The sequence below is a fragment of the Ruegeria sp. BG10 genome (genome assembly GCF_056538575.1).
This window is the reverse complement of sequence record NZ_JBQFTI010000002.1, coordinates 72338-90842: the sequence shown is the minus strand read 5'-3', so window position 1 is coordinate 90842 and position 18505 is coordinate 72338. Positions and strand designations below refer to the sequence as shown.

Below are 18505 nucleotides of genomic sequence, written 5' to 3'. Positions count from 1 at the left end.
TCCATAATCTTGTGGGCAAGCGAATTTTCCCCCTCGCGCTTGTTCGCAAGCTTTGTTATTGAGCGCGTCAGTCCGGCGCGTTTGGCCGGAAACGCGGGTGTGGCGAAATTGGTAGACGCACCAGATTTAGGTTCTGGCGCCGCAAGGCGTGGGGGTTCAAGTCCCTCCACCCGCACCATCTTTTTCCAGTAGAAGCAAAAATGCGGCCCGGCGCCCTTGATCCGCGAGACGGGTTCAGCCGGTGTGAAAACAATGTGACGTTCCGTCAGGGTACAGGCCGTGACTTGGAACAAACCCCGGGCGACAGTAACAATTTCATATCCGAACCCGCAGTGTCGCTGCTGACGGTGCACGGTAGTTACGGCCACAGGGAGGAAACCGATGCAGTATGACTATGTGATTGTCGGCGGGGGATCGGCCGGATGTGTACTTGCCAACCGGCTGAGCGAGGACCCGGCAGTCACGGTATGCCTGCTGGAAGCGGGCGGGCAGGGGAACAGCCTGCTGGTGCGCATGCCTGCCGCCGTCGTTGCCATGCTGCCGGGCAAACCCGTCAAGTTGAACAATTGGGCTTTTGAGACCGTCGCCCAGCCGGGTCTGAACGGGCGCAAGGGGTATCAGCCGCGCGGTAAAGCCTTGGGTGGATCCAGTGCGATCAATGCGATGCTGTATGTCCGAGGCCAGCGTCAGGACTATGACGCATGGGCAGAGCTTGGGTGCGAGGGGTGGGACTGGGACAGTGTGCTGCCCTATTTCAGGAAATCCGAAAACAACGAGCGTGGCGGCGATGACCTGCACGGGGATTCCGGGCCGTTGCAGGTGTCGAACCAGAAAGAACCCCGCCCAATCACAAAAGACTTCGTCAAAGCGGCCAAACAACTGCAAATCCGCGAAACGCAGGATTTCAATCGCGGCGATAACGAGGGTGTGGGACTCTATCAGGTCACGCAATTCCACGACAAGGCCAAGAATGGCGAGCGTTGCTCGGCGGCTGCGGCATATCTGTTTCCGGTCATGGACCGCCCGAACCTGACGGTGATCACCCAGGCCCATGCCAGCGGGCTGAGGTTTGACGGAAAGCGCGCGACCGGCGTCATCTATAAAAAGGACGGCAAGGGAGAGGATATCGAGGTCACCGCGACCCGCGAGGTCCTGCTGTGCAGCGGCGCCCTGAAAACCCCGCAACTGCTGCAACTGTCGGGGGTCGGTGATCCGAAGGATCTGGAAAAACACGGTATTCAGGTACGGCACGCCCTTCCGGGTGTGGGCAAGAATCTTCAGGACCACATGGACTTTACGCTGGCCTACAAAACCAGCGACACGGACAATTTCGGTATCGGCCCGGTAGGCAGCGTCAAACTGCTGGGTCATCTGAATCGCTGGCGCAAGACCGGAGTGTCAATGGCGGCAACATGCTTTGCCGAAGGCGCGGCTTTCCTGAAAACATCGTCCGATCTGGACCGGCCGGACATCCAGCTTCATTTCACGATCGCGTTGGTGGACGACCATTCGCGCAAGCTGCATTATGGCTACGGCTTTAGCTGCCACATCTGCAAACTGCGCCCGGAAAGCCGCGGCACGGTATCGTTGAACAGTGCGGATCCCTTCGACACACCTGCCATTGATCCGGCCTTTCTTTCCGATCCGCGCGACCTGCAAACGATGATCGCGGGTGCCCGCATGACGCGCGATATTCTGGAAGCGCCGGCTCTGGCAATATACCGCAAGCGCGAGATGTTCGGAACGGAAACCGCCAGCACGGATGCGGATTGGGAACAGCATATCCGAGCCCGCGCCGACACAATCTATCACCCTGTCGGGACCTGCAAGATGGGGGTGGATGACATGGCCGTGGTCGACCCGCAACTGCGCGTGCGCGGCCTGGAAGGTCTGCGGGTGGTTGACGCGTCGATTATGCCAAACCTGATATCCGGCAACACCAACGCACCCACGATGATGATTGCCGAGAAAGCGGCGGATCTGATCAAGGCGGGGCAGTGAATCTTTCGCTGAGAACGACGCCCGTAATCTGAAAGTTGCGCGCGCCCTTCAAACAAAAAGGCGCCCAAGGGCGCCTTGTTTTATTGGTCGGAGTGAGAGGATTCGAACCTCCGACCCCTGCCTCCCGAAGGCAGTAAATACGCTCGCGATATCTACTATTTTTTTTATTTCAAATATATATCCTCGCTATCCGTCGCTCTGTGTCGCTCGTTTCGGCCGTAGAATGTCCCATAATTGTCCCGGTAAAGTGTGTCGGATTCACTATTTTGGCCCGTCGAATGTCGGCTGAGCGGGACAAGCCAAACCTAAATTGGTTCGATACTCTGCCCACTGTATTTGCGCTCACATTGAACAACGTTGCTCATACATCCAAGTCCACCACGCCCGCCATTGTAGTTGAAGTCGTCGTCTATCTCGACCTCGATCACGCTTTCTGAGCCGAGGTGGTCAGAAAGAAGACCAAAGAGCATCGGGCAATTGGCGGGAATTAGCACAGCGCGCTCCGACAATACTACCAAGTTGAGGCCTCGATTGTTCACTTCCGCCTGCGGAATTCCGATAACCTCTAGTCCGAGTAGAGCAGCAGCCGTCACTATATGTCCTTGATAAGAGCTTAAGTAGCGTTCGCTGACCAGGAAAAGAGTGGTCTCTTTGCATGGCACGAGAGCGACATCAAGATCGAGATGGGTTAGCGGATGAGGTTCAGGTTGGTGGCGTCTATAAAGGTCAGAACAGTAGGGATGGGGAAGTCTGATAGATTCTAGTTCATTAGGAATTCCGACTTTGTCATCCAAGGCGCTGGAGATTAGAACGCAGCCCTCCGAGCGGACAAACATACCACCTTCGCTGAGTGCATCGTCACAAATCGTGGGCTTGCCAAACGTAGCAACGTATGCCGCCAGACCTGGAGCATTTGCCACAGCAACGAATGTATCCCAATCACAAAAACCGTCCTTTGGCCACTGCATGTAATAGGCGTCTCGCGATGTGACCATCTCCACCCAATGGACGCAATCTGGGGCTTCCTCCCCAAGCAGCCCTGCCAACTCGGTGCTTCCTTTCAGGCCCGGTATTGGTGTTTTTGGTGCCAGCATCGCGGCTCTGCAACCTCTCGCCTCTACAGCTGAGAATAGGGTGCGCAGACGTTTAACTACGCGTTTGCCCGATATGCTGTCGCTTACACCTACCTGTGGTGCAATTATGAATGACGCGCGAGTCATTGCGCTTTCCGGATTGAGATGGGCCAGCCCCAACGCTCTTCGCCCTGAAATCGGCGGCGAATTGGGACGCTCGTCAAAAGAGAGAACCCGGCTTTCAGGCAAGCGGTGGTGGATCTAGGGTTTTCGTCTTCAATAAACCCCTTGATCTCCTCTAATCCCAACTCGTTCCAACCCCATAAAAGAGTTCCTGCAATTAGCTCAAACCCAAAACCCTGACTCTGAAATTGGCTCGCGACCACCGTACCTATCTCTGCGCGCGGATGTGGGTCACGAAATACGTCAAATAGCATTGTATCGCCAACAAAGCGACCATCGTCGCGTAAGAAAGCAGAGATCATATATCGCTGGTCTGAAGCCGCCCATTTCTCACGGTTAACAATCATCCTAGCAAAGGCGTCTGCTTTTAGTTGACTTAGTGTGAGCAGCTCCCCGTCACTTTGAAGATGTGGGAGCACCGAATTTCGCCGCGTAATAATGCACTCTGCTCGGTCATCCGGTCGTAGCGGGCGTACCACAAGCCGCTTCGTTTCGAAACCCTGCAACGTCAACGCAATTCAGGATACAGCCTGCCGTTAGCTAGCAACCCCGTTTCCTGAAGTTCCCTGTTACACGCGCGACATTGACCACAGGAGAAGGTTTGCGATACGTCTGCGAAATTCGCACAACCATGCACCATTGGAGAATTCCGTAGTTCTTTCAGAACGTCGGATTCCTCAAAAACGTGCCTAACTCCTTCGCTTACTACATTCCCACACTTCATATCGTGCAAATTCCGCATAAGATCGCAACCATAAGCATCGCCATTGGGCAGGATCGTGAGATTGTTCTTTCCAGCTTGGCATTGCGACAGCCCAGAGCCAAGTGGGCCGCCATGTAGACCCCAGGGGATTCCCCAAATTCGCTCGATTTCGTCGCCTAGACCTGCCTCAATCAACGGCTGATAGAGCTCTATTGGAACAGGGTCTTCGTGGGGAAAAAGCAAGTGCACATTCGGACCATCTACAACGTCTGCAAGGAACAGGGTTAGATCGACAATTGCCTTTTGCCATTCACCCCAAGCCGGAAATGCGCCGGGACAATTTCGCGCCGCGCCAGTGTACGCTGGCAAGATAAATCGCAACTCAAACATATTGTGTGAGGCTGCAAAACTCACGAGGTCAGTCAATTTGCCGACAACTTCGCCAGTTACGACGGTCATCATTGAGTGCTTCAGCCCAAGTTCGTTGCAAATCTCAAGAGAGCGAATAATTCTCTCGAAGTTTCCAACACAGCCACGCGAGCTCCAGTGCCGCTCAGCGTTTACACCGTCTACGCTGAACGCGAAGGAGTCGATAGATGGGAGTTTGAGTGCTAACTCGATGTGACGGCGGCTAACTGGCATGCCATTAGTCAATACAATCGTAGTGAAAGATCGATGCCCGGCCAACTGCAGGATTTCACCGATGTCTCGTCGGACAAAGGGTTCGCCCCCTACAATACGCACAAGTTTTACACCGATTTCCTCAAATTCATCAAACAGGCCAGAGACCTGGTCCAGGGTCAGCTCTGGGCTGGTATCAGATACGGAGGTGACGGGGACAGAACAGTAGGCGCATGACAAGTTACATCTGTCGGTTATATTTAGATCGATTTCCTCCAACTGATATTTCATAGTTCTTTCATTCCGGCGCAGGTCTCCAACAAATCCAATTGGGCGAGCACCTCAAGGCCGCGGCGGTGTTGAGGGCCACCCGCACACAGCCAACTAATTGGGTAATAGATAGTCCCGCTCAATCTAGCTTGACGTTGATGTGCCAACATCTGAGTGACAAATCCGGCCCGCTCCACGGCAGTTTCGGGAATTTGGTAATAGGTGAGTTCGATTACACGGCGATTGGATTGGGTCCCACACACTGCGTGCCAGACACGAAGGTCAAATAGGTTCAAGTCGCCTGGCCGCGAAACCAAGACTTCCGCAGGTAATTGTTCGGCTTTCATACCAAAACGTTCTTCCGCTGTTTGGTAGCGATCTGGCAAAAGCTTACTGAACAACGGATCATTATGTGATCCCACGATAACTCGCAATGCACCGCTATCCGCATCCACAGAATCTAGGTTCAGATAAAACTTCATTCCGTGGTAGCTCGCGCTTGTATTGTCCGAGTGCCATCTTGTATCCTCTGACCTTTGATAGGCGAAGGCATTCACACATACAGCTGGTCGTCCAAGCATTGCTTCAGCAAGGTACAAGGCATCCTCACTCGTCGCAAAATCGATCACTGTCGGCGACACTTCACTCATACAAGAGGCCACAAATGCCGGTGCCTGGCCAAGTTCATTGAACGGTAGTCGCAAGTCCTGCGAACTGATGGTACGGCGATAATCCTCAGCAAGCGCATCAAAGTGCTTCTTCAAAATCAACTGCTGCATGTGAACGAAACCGAAGAACTCGAAATGCTGTTTTAGCTCGTTCATAGCAACCGAAGGTACATGAAAAGCCCTCAAGACCAAACGACCTCGTTGGGCGCAACCTCGTCTTGGACATGTCGCGTTGACTTTACAGGTTGGTGTGGTGGATGGTTTAGACACCAAACCATTGAATACCTGTGTGCCCGAGGATCATCCAGTGCCCGGACATAGTGCCAAGTTGGTTCAAGGCCCCAACGGTTTGAGTATATGCCCGGAAGAACTAATCCAAATTGCCCTGGCGCCGGTACAAATTTTTTCAAATCGTCTACGCGTTGCCGGACCAATTTTATCGGAGCCCCGTTGGCTTCCAAGCCAACCGTCAACAACTCCTCTTCTGGATTGACCGTCGCCAATACTACTGAGATCGCTGTTAGATCATAGTGGGGTGGGGTAGCCCAGGGCAGATCGTTTTTTATGTATTTCCAAACGCGCACACCTGAAGGCATGCAACTTATGCCTGACAGGCTGGAAAGCTCCGCCCGCAGCACAGGCTCCACGCTTCCGATTGCCGATTCGAGCGCGTTCCACAATTCCTCAAGTGGTAAAGGTACAGCAACATATTCACGGACGGCTTGCAAAGTTCCTGGAAAGTATGTGTGTCCATACCCTACTAGTCCGCGTACTGAGTAGTACAACCGCTCCACAGGAGAGGTCGACAAAAATGGAGTGTCGCCGCCTCTCTTTTTCAGCATCTCATCGACCTGTCGATATGGTGCTAAACCCCTGTCGCCGAATGCATCACTCTGCAGTGCATCGAAACAGGCAAATACGTCGGATGGGCTTACTTCGTCCCAAGGGGTTTTGGATGTAGCAAACCCCTTTTCACGTAACTCTCCACCCACTCCAACACTTTGGGGATACCTTGGGTGTTTTGTGCCCTTAGCCGCCAAACTCATTCGCCAACGGACAGTTCGATCACTCCAGTAGCTGCCACATGCTGATGTGCCCCTTCCTCTGGCAGTCGAACTAACCAGCCAGCGCGAACATAGACCGTTTTGAAGCTAGGGTCGTCCAGTTCGCGCCAGCCATTTGGCGACCCATAAACGCCGTCTGATTTCCAAGGGTATTCTGCTTCCCAGACCTCATCCGGTTCTTTCGGGTCGGGAGCAAGCTGAATTGAGGGAGAAATCAAAATGGAACCAGTAGAGCCCGTACGTTCGCCCCAACCTCTTGCAAAGCGGTAGTCGGCCAAAAGGCTCCAGGCTGTTGCAGGAATAAACACAGGCTCTTTTTTGGCGGCAACCAGATTGGTCCACTGTAGCTGAACCTCGATAGACTTCTTAATAACTAAGTGCCCCTGTCTCTCCCACGACATGCTTAATCTCCTTATGTCTCAATTTCTCGTTTGGTCTCTGTCCAATGACCATGCGGTCATTTGCGGCAGCGATCAAGCCTTCGAACAATCTGGCACCACTTCCGTTGGCCGACGGCAAGCCCGCGCTGTTTTGACTTGGCGCTCCAACGCACCTTTCGACCCATCGGGCACGCGCTAATAGTACCATTTCGGTCGCGAGGTCGTCGCACGAAGATTTAGCTGCAGCGAAACCGATTACGCGGACACTGTCTGTACAGGCGGTGATCCAGAAAGCGAGTGGTGTAATTTGAGGTATGCATTAGCTTCTTGTATCGACTAGGCCCGAGAAAACAATCTCAGTTGCGATGCAGTGCGTAATTCATAACATCCGAAATAAACACGCGCGTTCATCGCTCGCGATCTCTGTTTCGATCTCTGTTTCGGCGGCGATTGCTGCGAGAGCGGAGTTTCGATTTCTGCGTGTATTCGAAGGCTTCTGTCATTTCGCGTTCTCTATCACCTTTGATCTTCTGCCCTATAGCAATCCGGGCTGCGGTCTTCTCGTGAAGCACGATGGCAGGCATCCGGTCCGAGCCGCCCCTATCGCCGACGCGCTGCTCGGCGAGAAGCTTTTCTTCGAGGGATTTCAGTTCGCGCAGATCGATCTTGCTAAGTGACCGCTCTTTTCGTTGTTGTTCCTGTGACTGCAGATCGTGACGACGGTCTAGTTTTTGCATTTCAAGGCTTTGCTCTTGCTTGAGTGCCTCCCGTGCTTTCAGGTGTGTTTTGAGCCGTCGCCGGTCTTGATAGCGCTGCACAGCGAGCCGCGCCCTATCGACCAAATTGATGCGCCCCAGGAAGGTAGTGAGCACCGAGGAGAAAGACTGGCTGCGCTCCACCTTGATTTTCCCCTTCCTGGCAAAGTACGCGGCGCGCTGTGCATCACGGGCGGTGCGCTGCGAATTTCTCAGACGAGCTTTGTCCCGCTTCTGCCGGTAATCCAGCACGTGCCGTTGCTCATCCAGCTTCTGGCGCCGCTGTGCTTGGGTCTTCTTGAGGTGCGCGATGGCATCTTCGCGCTGTTCATGCGCCTTGTGCCCTTCAAGCACTTTCAGATGCGTGGATGCTAGCTGCTTGGCCTCATCCACGGATGGCAGGCTTTCGGGCGGAAAGTCGCGTTCCAGGAAAGCACGGACATCCTTGGTTCGCACTGTCTTGTCATCGATCATCTTCGGGAGCGCATTGGTGTGTCCGTAGATATCGACAAGCACATGAGGCCGCTTGCCGGTGGCAAGGATATAGCCGTGGCGCGCCAGCGCCTGCACGAAGGCTTTGGCGTTATCGGAAGCGCGCCACAGATCGGTGATCTGTTCCTTGCGCTGTTCCTGCGTGATGCCGGTGACGCGCTGCTGGTGCTGATCGTAGAGCGAGAGTTGTTTGCCGTGCTGATCGTTGTCGTAGCCTTTGGGAAGCTGCAGTCCGTGATCGCGGGCAAACTCCCGGGTGACAATCATCAGCTTGTCGAAGTCAAAACTTATCGGGATCGCCTTTTCGCGCTCAAGGTCGATCCGCGACCAGACGACATGGCAGTGCTCCCGCCCCTCTTTTTCGTGAAAAACGATGGCGCGGGGCTGGCCTTCGAGCCCGAGCTGCTTTTCAGCACGGGCGATGTAGTCGGCATACTGATCGCGGGTTAGCTCGCCCTGTTCCGGATCGGGATTGATCGACAGGCTGTACAGATAGTTTTGGCATTTGGTCAGCGTGTGGGCCTGAAGTTCCCATTCGGCGAAAGCGCCGTGCAAATCCTGGGCGATGGCACCGCGGATGTGCGCCACCTCCATGCGCTCGTTGTCGAATTCATTCTGGAGGTGGGTGGCAAGGTCCTGACCAAGACCGCGTTGCGAGGCAAACGGGATCATGTCTGCCTCCCGAGCGCTTTCAGAAGGGCCGAGCGGATTTCAGCGATCTCGGCGTGAGAGGCCTCGATCAGCGCGCGGATTTCAGGATCATCGGCAGGGCGTGTCTCGTGCGCGTTGAGGGCGTCTGTGAGACTGGCCACGCGCGCCTGCAGCCGGACCAGTTCCTTGGCGCCGGCTACCGGATGGCGTGGTGTTCGTGGCGCATCCTGCCCGAGGATGGCCCGCGTGATAAAGACGGATTTGGGGAGACCGGAGCGTTCCATACGCGCGAGCACCTGCTCCCGCACATCTTTGGCGGGGCGGTAGGAGATCGGCGCTTCGCGCCTATGTCCGTTTTTCCGCTCGGTCATGGCTCCTATCTACGGCGCGTGTTCAGGCTCCGTCCTCGCACGGTCCTCGTCACACACAGCAGCGGCCATCGCGGGCACATGGGGTGCAGGGGCTCATAGCGCCCCGCCGGGTTCCAGCCTCCGCAGGCTGGTCAGGTTTCCAAAGGGCACGAAGGCTCTTTGGTCCATGGGGCTCCAAGGGGAGAGGCGAAGTCTCCCTTTGGTGCGGGTTAAGGGCTGCACAAGTCCCTTACGGCATCCAACCGGCGCACGGTTGGTTGAGGGTATCTAGGGGAGCAAAATCCCCTAGAGCGATGGGTTCCATGGGAGAGCGCAGTCTCCCTGGTCGCCGGTGCCAACCGGTGAAAGGCAATGCCTGTTCGACAGAGCCATGCGGCGTCGGAAGCATTGCCCTCAGCCGTGCTCACCCTCGATGGGGAGGACGGCTGACACAGCCCTTTGGAAAATCCGTGCCGCAAGGCGCAGATTTTGCTTAGGGCTGCCCTGGGGGGCCGCGGGGGATGGGAAATCCCCCCGCAAGGTAGGCGTGAAGGAGGACCAATTGGTACTACCACGCATACCTTGTACTCATCCCTATTCGCAATTTCCCTCTACCCGTCCATTTTCGCACGGCGGGTGGTAATATTTCGTTAACAAATTGTGCCGTGCAGCAAAGCTGGCTAGTGCTCGAAAGCCTCACTCACAGCCGGTGACAGACTACGACAGACCTCCAATATTGTCATGCTGTGGCGCAACAATTCGGCGCTTCGCTGGGGCTCGAACCACCTTCCATTGAACTTTCCACCGTGGAAGAGATTGTTCCGAACGCGGCGAACATAGATCAGTATGCGGTCGGCTTCGCTCGCTCCTTGGGCAGGACTCTCCTCCCAATCTAGGGCGCCATCCACGATCACTTGTTTCTTGGGCGGATGCTCACGAAAATATGCGAGCGCTTCGGCAAAGGCCTCATCATCAACGGCGTCAAAATCATCGCAAATTGATGCTGCAAATGCCGTCCAATTGGGCTTCGCTGCGCCGTCCCCATGATGGAAGTCCGCGGCCTTGAGTGCATACTCAAAGCGAGCAAAAGTCTCGAAGAGCCGGGCGGCTTCTAGGTTCGGATCAAGTGGCATCGTTCTCCCCTAAGGCAATTGTAGGAGAACTGGTTGTCACTGTCATGACCGCCCTGATTCATGATCCACAAGAAAACCCGCGGACCTGACGGCCTGCGGGTCTTGCGCTTTGGCGGTGCCTTGCGGCGGAGGGTTATGCCTCCGCCGCGGCCTCTGCCGGTAGTTCATAGAGGGCGAACTGGCTGACGATCTGCGTGCCCGAGAGCTTGATGTAGAGCGCGCCGGTCTCTGTCTTCCAGGCGACCCCGATCTGCTCGTAGGTGGCCTTCTTGCCGTGGCCGTGGCGGACTTTGGCGACATGGGTCGGACGGCTGCCTTTGGTGGTTTCGTTTGCCTGCTGCGCGTTTTGTGTTTGCGTTGTCATCTTCATTTTCCTTTTCGGTTTAAGGGCTGGCCTATTCCAGCCTTGCCCGCCGGAGAGCAAACGAGCGGCTTCGTGTCATGGCCCACACGGGAGCCCCGAAGGGGCGAATGGAGCGGGCAGGCCATTGACAAGCCGAAGGGAAAAGCCGCCTCGTTTGATAAACGGGCATTCGGGTATGAACTGGAATAAAGACAAGCCCGCCTTGAGGACGGAAAGGCAAAGATGATCACTGCTAATGCCGAACCGCCAGAAATGTAGTTCTAAAACGCGCCGCGTTTGTGCGCTGCTAATCTGTGTATGGTCCTGGCAAGATGGCCACCCGCCGCGAGGATTGCGCGAGGACCCCGGACGATAGAGGCAGCTACATCTGTCTCACCAGGGCCGAAAACGCCCACACTGGTAACCACGATGAAACCGGCCCCTAAGGCCGCTGGCTAAGAGCCACAACAGGTGCCGCAGGCAAGCTTCGCGCTTCGCCCTGCGGCACAAGGCCTGCCAGAGCCGCGTACAAAGGCTTGGATGAAGAGATGACGCCTAGTGCCAAGGACTGGATCAACGCTTACACCGCGGACATTCCCCGCGGCGTGCCGTCGCGTCACTTAGAAGACCAGCGCGTGCCACAAGCCCGCTGGCAGGATGTGAGTACCATCCTCTCTAGCCCCTTGCTTGACTATGATCCCGCTCAGCCAGGCAGGAAAATCCTGATTGGCGCGCTCGGTCCCCGGCTGATTGGGATCGAAGATGACCGGCACATCCTAACGGTCGCCGGATCGCGTTCCGGCAAGTCGGTCACGCTGATCAGCAACCTGCTCTTCTATCGCGGCAGTGTGCTCGCCACAGACCCCAAGGGCGAACTGGCCAGCATTACGGCGCGGCGCCGAAAGGCCCTGGGACAGCGCGTGTTCGTGCTTGATCCCTTCGGACAAGCCTCGGATGCACTCGCGGATATGCGCGGCGCGTTCAATCCGATGGCGATCCTGAATGTGAATAGTTCGAGCATCATCGAAGATGCCGCCCTGATCGCCGATGCGTTGGTGGTTGCAGCAGGAAAAGACCCTCATTGGGATGAAAGCGCCCGTAATTTCATCGAAGGGATCATTCTGCACGTTGCGAGCGCCCCCACCTATGAGGGCCAGCGCCATTTGATCACGGTCCGCAGGCTGATCAATCAGGCACTCAAGGTCATCCCGGACAGTGAAGATGAGCTGTTCGCGCTCGAAGAAGAAATGCTGGAACACGCTGAAGCCCTGAAGGCCGATCCGGTCACCGAAGATTTGGGGATGGCGATTGATGGGGCCTCCCGAGATTTCTTCGAAAAAGCGGATAGGGAGCGCGACAGTGTGCTCTCGACGGTGCGCCGTCACACCAAGTTCCTGGACTACAAGGCCATGAAGGCGGTTTTGACCGGACATGATTTCGATCTCTCGGCGTTCAAGACCGAAGAGAACGGGATCAGCGTCTATCTGTGTCTTCCCGCTTCGATGCTTGGCCTTTGCAGCCGGTGGCTGCGCATCTTCATCAACCAGCTTCTTACGGCGATGGAGCGCGAAAAGACAAAGCCCACGGCACCGCTGCTGGTCTGCCTCGATGAGTTTCCGGTGCTTGGCCATATGCGTCAGATCGAAGATGCCGCCGGGCAGATTGCCTCGTTCGGCGTGAAGCTTTGGGTCGTGTTGCAGGACTGGAACCAGGGCAAAGCGCTTTACAAAGAGCGCTGGGAAACCTTCTCCGGGAATGCTGGGATCAAACAGTTTTTCGGCAACACAGATGTTGCCACCACGGAGTATGTCTCAAAGCTGCTCGGCAAGACCTTCATCCCGGTCGAGCGCGCGAGCGAGGTCAGCGCCGAGCAGCGCGCCGCTGGACTAACCGGCACGACGGAATCGATTGAGCTGTTCGATCTGATGCGCCCGGAAGAAATAGCGCGGCACTTTGCCCGCGATGATCGGTTCAAGCGTCAGGTTGTGATGCTCTCAGGCTACTATCCCATGATCTTACAGCGGGTGGAGTATTTTGATCGGCGCAGCCCGCTTTATCCAGTCTTTGGGGGTCGCTTCGCCGCGTCTTAGCCGCACTCTTTGCGGGACATTGCGCATCAGGACACTAACGTGGGCGCCGCGTCCAGCTCTGACCCTGGGCCTGGGCCTGCGCGCGTTCTTTCTCGCGCATTTCACGAGCAAGTGCGGGATCATCGGCGATAACGCCCGCAAGCTCTGAGGGTAATCGTCCGCGCGCGTCCCGCACCAGGTAATCCGCCCGCCCCGATGCGGTCAGGACTTCGATGCATGCACGCGCGCCTCCTGCGGCAGCGATGTGAAGAGCGGTTTGACCGCTGCCCGGTTCCGCGACATCCAAAGGAAAGAACGCCTCAACATAGGCCTGAAGGGTGGACGCATCGCCATCGTCCGCAGCGCTCAGGAATTCCGCGGCCAAAGCGGCAAGTAGCCGCTCACGCGCGGCGCCTTCCGCCTGCTGCGCTGCGCGCAGTTGCCTGTAGATCAGCGTGCGCGCCGAGACGTCTTCTGCCGCGACAGGTGTGTTGGTTAGCCATCGTTTCAGAGAGTCAAGCTTATCGCCCAGAGATTGGCGGGGTGCGCTGGCGAACCGGCGAAGAATGCGATCATCCATACTATGGCTCTCCTATCCGGCCACGCGGTGAAACACGCGTAGCTTTGTCTCCTGCGCACCGCGTACCTCGGAGAGCAAATCATCATCGGACGTATCCGTCGACACCGGTCCTTCCGGATAATCGTGTTCCAGCAACGCAAGACGTGCGACTTGGTCCGCCGCTCGAAAACTGTCATCCAGGCCCAGGAGCAAATAGTACTGATTGCTGCCGTTGCGGTCCCGCTTCAAAAACATGAGGAGCGTGTCCTCAGGAGACACGAGTCCCCAGCCGATATAACGTCTCCGCGTTTGCGGCTTCTCGAGAGCACGGCGGCGGATCGGACGACTGTTTTTCATCATCTCGGAATCGTAGGCCAAAACGGCGCTATTGAGGCTGACCGGCAACGCGCCGCTGCTGACGGGCTTGTCGATCTCAAGGCGCAAGTACCAACTGCGCTCATCCTGGCGCTGATCCGGCAATATGCACTCGTAGCGCCCTGGCAATCCCGCGGGCGGCGGTACGCGATCCTCACCGGGAGCATCCAGCAAAGTCAGTAACCGTGTGATGGCTTGCGCCGATGGTCCAGCACCGTCGGCGAGTTCCTCAGGTCGCATCGCATCGATCTCCGGCAACGCCAGGAAGTCAGCAACTGCCTTGAGCCTATCCTTGCCAAGTGTGCGCTTCTTCCCCGATTTCTTAGTAACCCCTTCCACGAATTGCCGAAGCGTTTCACTGGGGATGTCAATACCGGTCGCCACTTCAATTCGGGCGGCAAGCCGCACCCATTCCAGATAAGGTTGGTCTTCACCGGGCGTGGTTTCACGGTGCGCGGCAAGCGCATCGCGCAGAGCGTTGATCTGAAATTCTGAGAAGGCCACGACCCCACTCCTTTGAATATGCTTGCCGGTCTCAATCAGTTTGGGCTCATCGGCGCGAGGATTCCAGTCCGACGGCGCGAGGTTTGCGCGAGGACGAATATCACTAGGCATGCCCAGTTTGGTTCCGAAAGGAGTCCGATTCATGAGCGCACCTTTACAATACTCGCAAGGCGGCAACGTCAAAACGCTCATCCAATGTGATGAGAAGGACCGCCCCGTCTTCCATTTGCAGGCCCGCGCTTTAACGCCCGTGCGCGTCAAAATCGCGGATGGGCTTGCGGCCTGCAGTACGCTCGGCACCGGCGCGCTCAGCGCTCTGGGCATGGATGCGGCCCTGAGCGGCGCGAGTTTTGAGCCTTACGTTGCCGCGCTGGCAGCGCTGTTCACAGGCCCCTTGCAGCGCAAGGCTGCCCGGCACTTGCTGCGCGCCCGCCGCGAGATAGAAATCGCGCCTGAGTACTTCGCATTCAAGACAATGAGCGGCTGGAAGCACTACCCCCGCAATCAAGTTGGCGGGTTCTCGATGCCCACGCATCGCCGCGCCAAGCACGAAGCTCGGCAGATCGAATACAAACAGAGGCAGGCTCAACTGCACGGCCAGGTCCATAAGCCCAGCTACGTTTACATCGACAGCTACGAACTGAGCTTCGATCTACTGCAAAGCCGAGTGAGAATTATGGATGTCTACGGCGAAGATGTCGCCCAGGACATCCTCGGTGAGATCAGATCGCGCCGGGCCATCGCCGAGGGCGCGCGCGGCTTCGGGCGCGGCAAGACCTTATGCCCGGAAGACGATCACACCGGAGAGTCGGGCACGCTGCCCTTACCAGGGCCCGTGTCCGGGGATCGCCGCGCCCTGCCCGGACCAGAAGCGGGCGCTCTGCCGCAGATCGAGCACCGCATCATCACCGAATTGATCGAAGAGCAAGGAGAGGAAGAATGATCTATATTGATTCCAACAAGATGCCCGGCGACTGGATGGAGAGCTTCCTCCAGGAAGAAAAGCGGCAAGCCGATGAGCTCGTAGCACGCACCAAGATCGCGCCCACTCCGCAGTCTGAAACCAAGCAGCGCGCCGCCCATCAGCTGGCCTGTGTCCCTGCCGCGCCGGTCAGGAAAGCCGCCGCCTACACTCCCGCAAAACGCAAGCGCGCAGCTCCGGCAAAGTGGAACCGACGTTTGGTAGTGATCTTGCAGGTCATTGTGACCGGCACAATTTGGACCATGACAATTGGCGTATGGATAGCCCTTATCGTCAACTTGCTCCTTTGACCGAAAAGAGAGACAGCGCGCCCGGCTCCCGCCGGGCGCGCGATGTTCTCAGCTACTGCTGCTCAAGCTAACCGCGTTTCCAGATTTCGTACTTCTGCATGAACGCCCCGGCGTTATGCGTGTCGCCGTGGGCGAGATAGAAGAGTGCGTCCTGCAAGATGGCTTCCCCTTCATCTTTGCAGGATGGAGCGATTCCTTCGCCTGTCTTATCCAGATGATGGATGTTCTGAATTGTATCGCAGAGTAAGCGCACCGCATCGAGTGAGCTCACATTATGGGGGCGGTCTTCATCCTGCATGACACGGGTCTCCTGTTCTTGAAAGCAATCCTAGCCGCATGCCGCCTTCACTTCATCTGCGAATGATGCGGCACACTGCAGCCCGTGGATGAAATCAGCCGCCCTTTGGGCGTGCGCCGCCGCAGTGAAGATTGCACGCTTATCGCTCTTCATTGCTTTGAGCCATCCCTCAATATAGGGGGCGTGATCGTCCCTGATCTGCGGGGTCAGTTCCAGATCGGCACAGAGAAACGCCGCGCCGAGTTCGGCGACCAGTTCTTCCATCGCGTAGGCTTCATCGCCCCATTTTTTCCCACCAAAGTCGCGGGCAAGACGTTTGTCATGCTTCGTCCAGTGGGTCAGCTCGTGCGCGAGCGTAGCATAATACGCCCCTGCATCTCTGAAGGACTCAAAGTCCGGCATCTGCACGTAGTCCGGTGATGGCGCGTAGTATGCCCGATCTCCGCCGCTGCGAATGTCCGCCGCAGTGCTTGCGAAAAACTCTTCGGCGTGGGCGATCCGCTCATCGGGATTGAGACGCCGGGACTTCGTGGCTGTGTAGTGCGGCGGGAGTCCGTCGATCTGCTCAACATTGAAAACCGTGTATCCCTTCATGAACGGGATCGCGCGTTCTTCTCCCTCGCCGGTCTGGGTGTTTTCCTCTAGGCGGGTGATGGTATTCGCATAGACCACAAGCGTGCCTTTTTCGCCCTTGCGGACATGAGCGCGGAGCTCTCTTGCCTGCCGGAATGTCATCCAGATCGGGGCGCTATAGCCCTTTTCCATGCAGGCCGCCCACAGCATTAAAATGTTGATACCGTTATAGGGCTGACCGTTATGCCGGAGCGGTTTGCTCACCGGCCCTGCCGCGTGCGCGGCATCCCAAGGTTTCATCCAAGGGCGCACGCCCTTCTCCAGCTCGGCCACAATGGCATTCGTCACTTTATCGTAAACATCGCATTTCATGGGTCTTCTCCTCTCTCGCGTTTGCGCGCAGCGCCTCTCGCTGCTGCAAACGGACTAGGCCCGCGCCAATGAGCCGGGGGTGGCACCGTCAAGACCGCGGCGGGGATGAGGGGGATCACCCGTCCTGCACGAACGCAGAGAGGAAGGGCGGGGAAACGCCCCGCCGTGCTCGGACACGTCTTGACGGTCCAGGGGACGCAGTCCCCCATCGATACGAAACCAAAGTCAGCCGCAGGCTGTCATGTCAGGACTTGCGCGAGGGATTGATGCCGGATGGCCAAGACACGCAAGGGGCTTGGTTCACGAAAGCCCGCTCCGACGACCCTTCGCTCTGTCGGACGCGCCAAACATGCTCTTGACAGTAAATAGCACTATTTGCTATTCAACGGAAATCACGAGAAAAGGACACCTGCCATGAACCGCACGATCCCTGTATCCACCGATGTCTTCGCCGCCATCTGGGCACAGCGCCAGGACGGCGAGGAATCCGAAGATGCCATCTTGCGCCGCCTGCTCGGCTGCGCGCCCGCCACACAGGCTCCGGCAAACGGCAATGCCGCCAGAACCGAGACCGGCTTTACGGACACGCGCAACGGCGTCACCTTCCCGCGCGGCTTCACGATCTTCCGCACCTACAAGCGCAAGGAATACAGCGCCGTCGCCGATAACGGCGTCTGGCGGCGCACGGATACCGGCAAGACCTTCGACTCGCTGAACCAGCTCAACGCCTCGATTGCCGCAGGCAACGAGAATGTCTGGAATGGCAACTGGAAGTTCAAGGACAGTGACGGCACGATCAAATCCATCGCCGCACTGCGGTCATAGGCGCACCCCAGATGAATTACAGGCATCAAGCCCGCGGGTCGCTTAAACGCGCCAAGTCAGAACTGGAAACAGGAGATGACGAGCGACTCAAATTCGCAGCGCTAGAACTGCGCATGGCGATGGAAGCGCTGACCTATGACCGCGCGCTTGCCTACAAGGACGAGTTTCCTCCCGAAGAGTATGAAACCTGGCAGCCCCGCAAGGTTCTCGCTGTCCTGCTGGAGATCGACGCCACGGCGGACAAGGACAGCACTATCGCTGTCGGTATCGAAGAAGAGGTCGGCAAACCTGCAAAGACGATGCAGTCGCTCGGCACCGATAAGGTGCTGAACATGCAGACCCTGAAGAAGCACTATGATGCCCTTGGCAGCTATCTCCACATGCCCAGCATCAAACAATCGAAGTCCGGCAAGCCCGTTGACTTCAAAAAGTTTCGGGCACGCTGCGAGAAGATCGCTGAATTCATCGAAGCCGTTCTTGCATCACCCGTTTTCAACGTAACTCTTGGCAACTTCGCGACCATCGAATGCATGGAATGCAGCGCCAAGCTCCGCAAACGCATGCCGCACGGCGTGGACAGCTTCGAGGCGGAATGTTTTGAGTGCAGGGCCAGCTACACGGTCACCGACCAAGCGGACGGACAGGTGCATTGGGAGCCGCATGTCCGTGACATTGCCTGCAGCAACCCGGACTGCGGACACAAAATCCACCTATGGAGACACGAGGTTCAGGCGGGGGCGCAATGGACATGCCCAGAGTGCGGGGGCGTAAATACGCTTACCTACGCGGTGCGCCATACCCCTGCCTCCGAAACCGGAGAAGGACTTGCAGGGGAAACACAGCAAGATGAACCGGCTCGTCGTGAAAGCGCTGGCCACAGATTTCGCAAAGCAAGCAGCAAAATGCTATCTTGGTGGGCTTTCAGAAAGCTGCAGGCAATAGTCGCCGGACGAACCAAGGGCTAGTTGAGA

Annotated in this window: 19 protein-coding genes and 1 tRNA gene; 7 read left to right on the top strand and 13 right to left on the bottom strand. The window is 56.9% G+C overall.

Annotated elements, in window-relative coordinates; genetic code table 11:
• The first annotated feature begins 93 nt into the window (after positions 1-93).
• Positions 94-178, top strand: a tRNA-Leu gene (locus ACR0D8_RS11540).
• Positions 179-381: 203 nt separating this feature from the next.
• Positions 382-2001 carry a GMC family oxidoreductase gene (locus tag ACR0D8_RS11535; RefSeq protein ID WP_480646560.1) on the top strand — a complete coding sequence of 540 codons (1620 nt, stop codon included), beginning with the start codon at positions 382-384 and terminating at the stop codon, positions 1999-2001.
• 305 nt (positions 2002-2306) lie between these two features.
• Here ACR0D8_RS11535 and ACR0D8_RS11530 read toward each other — a convergent pair whose 3' ends face one another.
• The 9 genes from ACR0D8_RS11530 to ACR0D8_RS11490 all read right to left on the bottom strand — a co-directional run bounded on the left by ACR0D8_RS11530 (position 2307) and on the right by ACR0D8_RS11490 (position 10708).
• Positions 2307-3095, bottom strand: a complete 789-nt coding sequence (locus ACR0D8_RS11530; RefSeq protein WP_480646558.1) for a hypothetical protein — start codon at positions 3093-3095, stop codon at positions 2307-2309.
• A gap of 122 nt (positions 3096-3217) precedes the next feature.
• Positions 3218-3736 (bottom strand): GNAT family N-acetyltransferase, encoded by a 519-nt coding sequence (locus tag ACR0D8_RS11525; RefSeq protein ID WP_480646557.1) that lies wholly within the window; start codon positions 3734-3736, stop codon positions 3218-3220.
• A 29-nt stretch (positions 3737-3765) separates the two neighbouring features.
• Positions 3766-4872, bottom strand: coding sequence for a radical SAM protein (locus ACR0D8_RS11520; protein WP_480646556.1), 1107 nt, complete (start codon positions 4870-4872; stop codon positions 3766-3768).
• Complete coding sequence (locus tag ACR0D8_RS11515; RefSeq protein WP_480646554.1) at positions 4869-5675, bottom strand: phytanoyl-CoA dioxygenase family protein; 807 nt, start codon at positions 5673-5675, stop codon at positions 4869-4871. Before ACR0D8_RS11515 ends, ACR0D8_RS11520 begins: the two co-directional genes overlap by 4 nt.
• 886 nt (positions 5676-6561) lie before the next feature.
• Positions 6562-6984 carry a hypothetical protein gene (locus tag ACR0D8_RS11510; protein WP_480646552.1) on the bottom strand — a complete coding sequence of 141 codons (423 nt, stop codon included), beginning with the start codon at positions 6982-6984 and terminating at the stop codon, positions 6562-6564.
• 386 nt (positions 6985-7370) lie between these two features.
• Complete coding sequence (locus tag ACR0D8_RS11505) at positions 7371-8882, bottom strand: relaxase/mobilization nuclease domain-containing protein (protein ID WP_480646551.1); 1512 nt, start codon at positions 8880-8882, stop codon at positions 7371-7373.
• Complete coding sequence (locus ACR0D8_RS11500; protein WP_480646549.1) at positions 8879-9232, bottom strand: hypothetical protein; 354 nt, start codon at positions 9230-9232, stop codon at positions 8879-8881. The genes ACR0D8_RS11505 and ACR0D8_RS11500 overlap by 4 nt, the downstream gene beginning before the upstream one ends.
• A gap of 659 nt (positions 9233-9891) precedes the next feature.
• Positions 9892-10344, bottom strand: coding sequence for a hypothetical protein (locus ACR0D8_RS11495; protein ID WP_480646547.1), 453 nt, complete (start codon positions 10342-10344; stop codon positions 9892-9894).
• Between the two features lie 133 nt (positions 10345-10477).
• Positions 10478-10708 (bottom strand): hypothetical protein, encoded by a 231-nt coding sequence (locus ACR0D8_RS11490; RefSeq protein ID WP_480646545.1) that lies wholly within the window; start codon positions 10706-10708, stop codon positions 10478-10480.
• A gap of 527 nt (positions 10709-11235) precedes the next feature.
• Between ACR0D8_RS11490 and ACR0D8_RS11485 the strand changes: the two genes are divergently transcribed.
• Entirely contained in the window at positions 11236-12777 is a 1542-nt protein-coding gene (locus ACR0D8_RS11485) for a type IV secretory system conjugative DNA transfer family protein (protein WP_480646543.1), read from the top strand.
• A 34-nt stretch (positions 12778-12811) separates the two neighbouring features.
• On the opposite strand, the gene ACR0D8_RS11480 is transcribed toward ACR0D8_RS11485, so the two are convergent.
• Entirely contained in the window at positions 12812-13336 is a 525-nt protein-coding gene (locus ACR0D8_RS11480; RefSeq protein WP_480646541.1) for an ankyrin repeat domain-containing protein, read from the bottom strand.
• 12 nt (positions 13337-13348) lie between these two features.
• Complete coding sequence (locus tag ACR0D8_RS11475; protein ID WP_480646540.1) at positions 13349-14338, bottom strand: hypothetical protein; 990 nt, start codon at positions 14336-14338, stop codon at positions 13349-13351.
• Between ACR0D8_RS11475 and ACR0D8_RS11470 the strand changes: the two genes are divergently transcribed.
• A complete protein-coding gene (locus ACR0D8_RS11470; protein ID WP_480646538.1) occupies positions 14337-15137 on the top strand; it encodes a hypothetical protein in 801 nt (266 codons plus the stop codon). The two genes, ACR0D8_RS11475 and ACR0D8_RS11470, sit on opposite strands and share 2 nt — an antisense overlap.
• On the top strand, positions 15134-15466 hold the full coding sequence (locus tag ACR0D8_RS11465) for a hypothetical protein (RefSeq protein ID WP_480646536.1): 333 nt from the start codon (positions 15134-15136) through the stop codon (positions 15464-15466). The genes ACR0D8_RS11470 and ACR0D8_RS11465 overlap by 4 nt, the downstream gene beginning before the upstream one ends.
• A 67-nt stretch (positions 15467-15533) precedes the next feature.
• Here the strand turns inward: ACR0D8_RS11465 and ACR0D8_RS11460 are convergent, their stop codons facing one another.
• The gene (locus tag ACR0D8_RS11460) at positions 15534-15764 is read right to left on the bottom strand and encodes a hypothetical protein (protein ID WP_480646534.1); all 231 of its coding nucleotides are present in this window, start codon (positions 15762-15764) and stop codon (positions 15534-15536) included.
• 30 nt (positions 15765-15794) lie between these two features.
• On the bottom strand, positions 15795-16709 hold the full coding sequence (locus tag ACR0D8_RS11455; RefSeq protein WP_480646532.1) for an ArdC family protein: 915 nt from the start codon (positions 16707-16709) through the stop codon (positions 15795-15797).
• Between the two features lie 414 nt (positions 16710-17123).
• Between ACR0D8_RS11455 and ACR0D8_RS11450 the strand changes: the two genes are divergently transcribed.
• On the top strand, positions 17124-17534 hold the full coding sequence (locus ACR0D8_RS11450) for a hypothetical protein (protein WP_480646530.1): 411 nt from the start codon (positions 17124-17126) through the stop codon (positions 17532-17534).
• Positions 17535-17545: 11 nt separating this feature from the next.
• Positions 17546-18499 (top strand): hypothetical protein, encoded by a 954-nt coding sequence (locus ACR0D8_RS11445; protein WP_480646528.1) that lies wholly within the window; start codon positions 17546-17548, stop codon positions 18497-18499.
• Positions 18500-18505 lie beyond the last annotated feature (6 nt).

Coding starts and splice junctions, on each gene's coding strand:
- ACR0D8_RS11455 (WP_480646532.1), bottom strand. CDS start 16,709: ATGAAATGCGATGTTTACGATAAAGTGACGAATGCCATTGTGGCCGAG.
- ACR0D8_RS11445 (WP_480646528.1), top strand. CDS start 17,546: ATGAATTACAGGCATCAAGCCCGCGGGTCGCTTAAACGCGCCAAGTCA.
- ACR0D8_RS11485 (WP_480646543.1), top strand. CDS start 11,236: ATGACGCCTAGTGCCAAGGACTGGATCAACGCTTACACCGCGGACATT.
- ACR0D8_RS11495 (WP_480646547.1), bottom strand. CDS start 10,344: ATGCCACTTGATCCGAACCTAGAAGCCGCCCGGCTCTTCGAGACTTTT.
- ACR0D8_RS11480 (WP_480646541.1), bottom strand. CDS start 13,336: ATGGATGATCGCATTCTTCGCCGGTTCGCCAGCGCACCCCGCCAATCT.
- ACR0D8_RS11530 (WP_480646558.1), bottom strand. CDS start 3,095: ATGCTGGCACCAAAAACACCAATACCGGGCCTGAAAGGAAGCACCGAG.
- ACR0D8_RS11515 (WP_480646554.1), bottom strand. CDS start 5,675: ATGAACGAGCTAAAACAGCATTTCGAGTTCTTCGGTTTCGTTCACATG.
- ACR0D8_RS11450 (WP_480646530.1), top strand. CDS start 17,124: ATGAACCGCACGATCCCTGTATCCACCGATGTCTTCGCCGCCATCTGG.
- ACR0D8_RS11475 (WP_480646540.1), bottom strand. CDS start 14,338: ATGAATCGGACTCCTTTCGGAACCAAACTGGGCATGCCTAGTGATATT.
- ACR0D8_RS11490 (WP_480646545.1), bottom strand. CDS start 10,708: ATGACAACGCAAACACAAAACGCGCAGCAGGCAAACGAAACCACCAAA.
- ACR0D8_RS11500 (WP_480646549.1), bottom strand. CDS start 9,232: ATGACCGAGCGGAAAAACGGACATAGGCGCGAAGCGCCGATCTCCTAC.
- ACR0D8_RS11520 (WP_480646556.1), bottom strand. CDS start 4,872: ATGAAATATCAGTTGGAGGAAATCGATCTAAATATAACCGACAGATGT.
- ACR0D8_RS11510 (WP_480646552.1), bottom strand. CDS start 6,984: ATGTCGTGGGAGAGACAGGGGCACTTAGTTATTAAGAAGTCTATCGAG.
- ACR0D8_RS11465 (WP_480646536.1), top strand. CDS start 15,134: ATGATCTATATTGATTCCAACAAGATGCCCGGCGACTGGATGGAGAGC.
- ACR0D8_RS11470 (WP_480646538.1), top strand. CDS start 14,337: ATGAGCGCACCTTTACAATACTCGCAAGGCGGCAACGTCAAAACGCTC.
- ACR0D8_RS11505 (WP_480646551.1), bottom strand. CDS start 8,882: ATGATCCCGTTTGCCTCGCAACGCGGTCTTGGTCAGGACCTTGCCACC.
- ACR0D8_RS11535 (WP_480646560.1), top strand. CDS start 382: ATGCAGTATGACTATGTGATTGTCGGCGGGGGATCGGCCGGATGTGTA.
- ACR0D8_RS11460 (WP_480646534.1), bottom strand. CDS start 15,764: ATGCAGGATGAAGACCGCCCCCATAATGTGAGCTCACTCGATGCGGTG.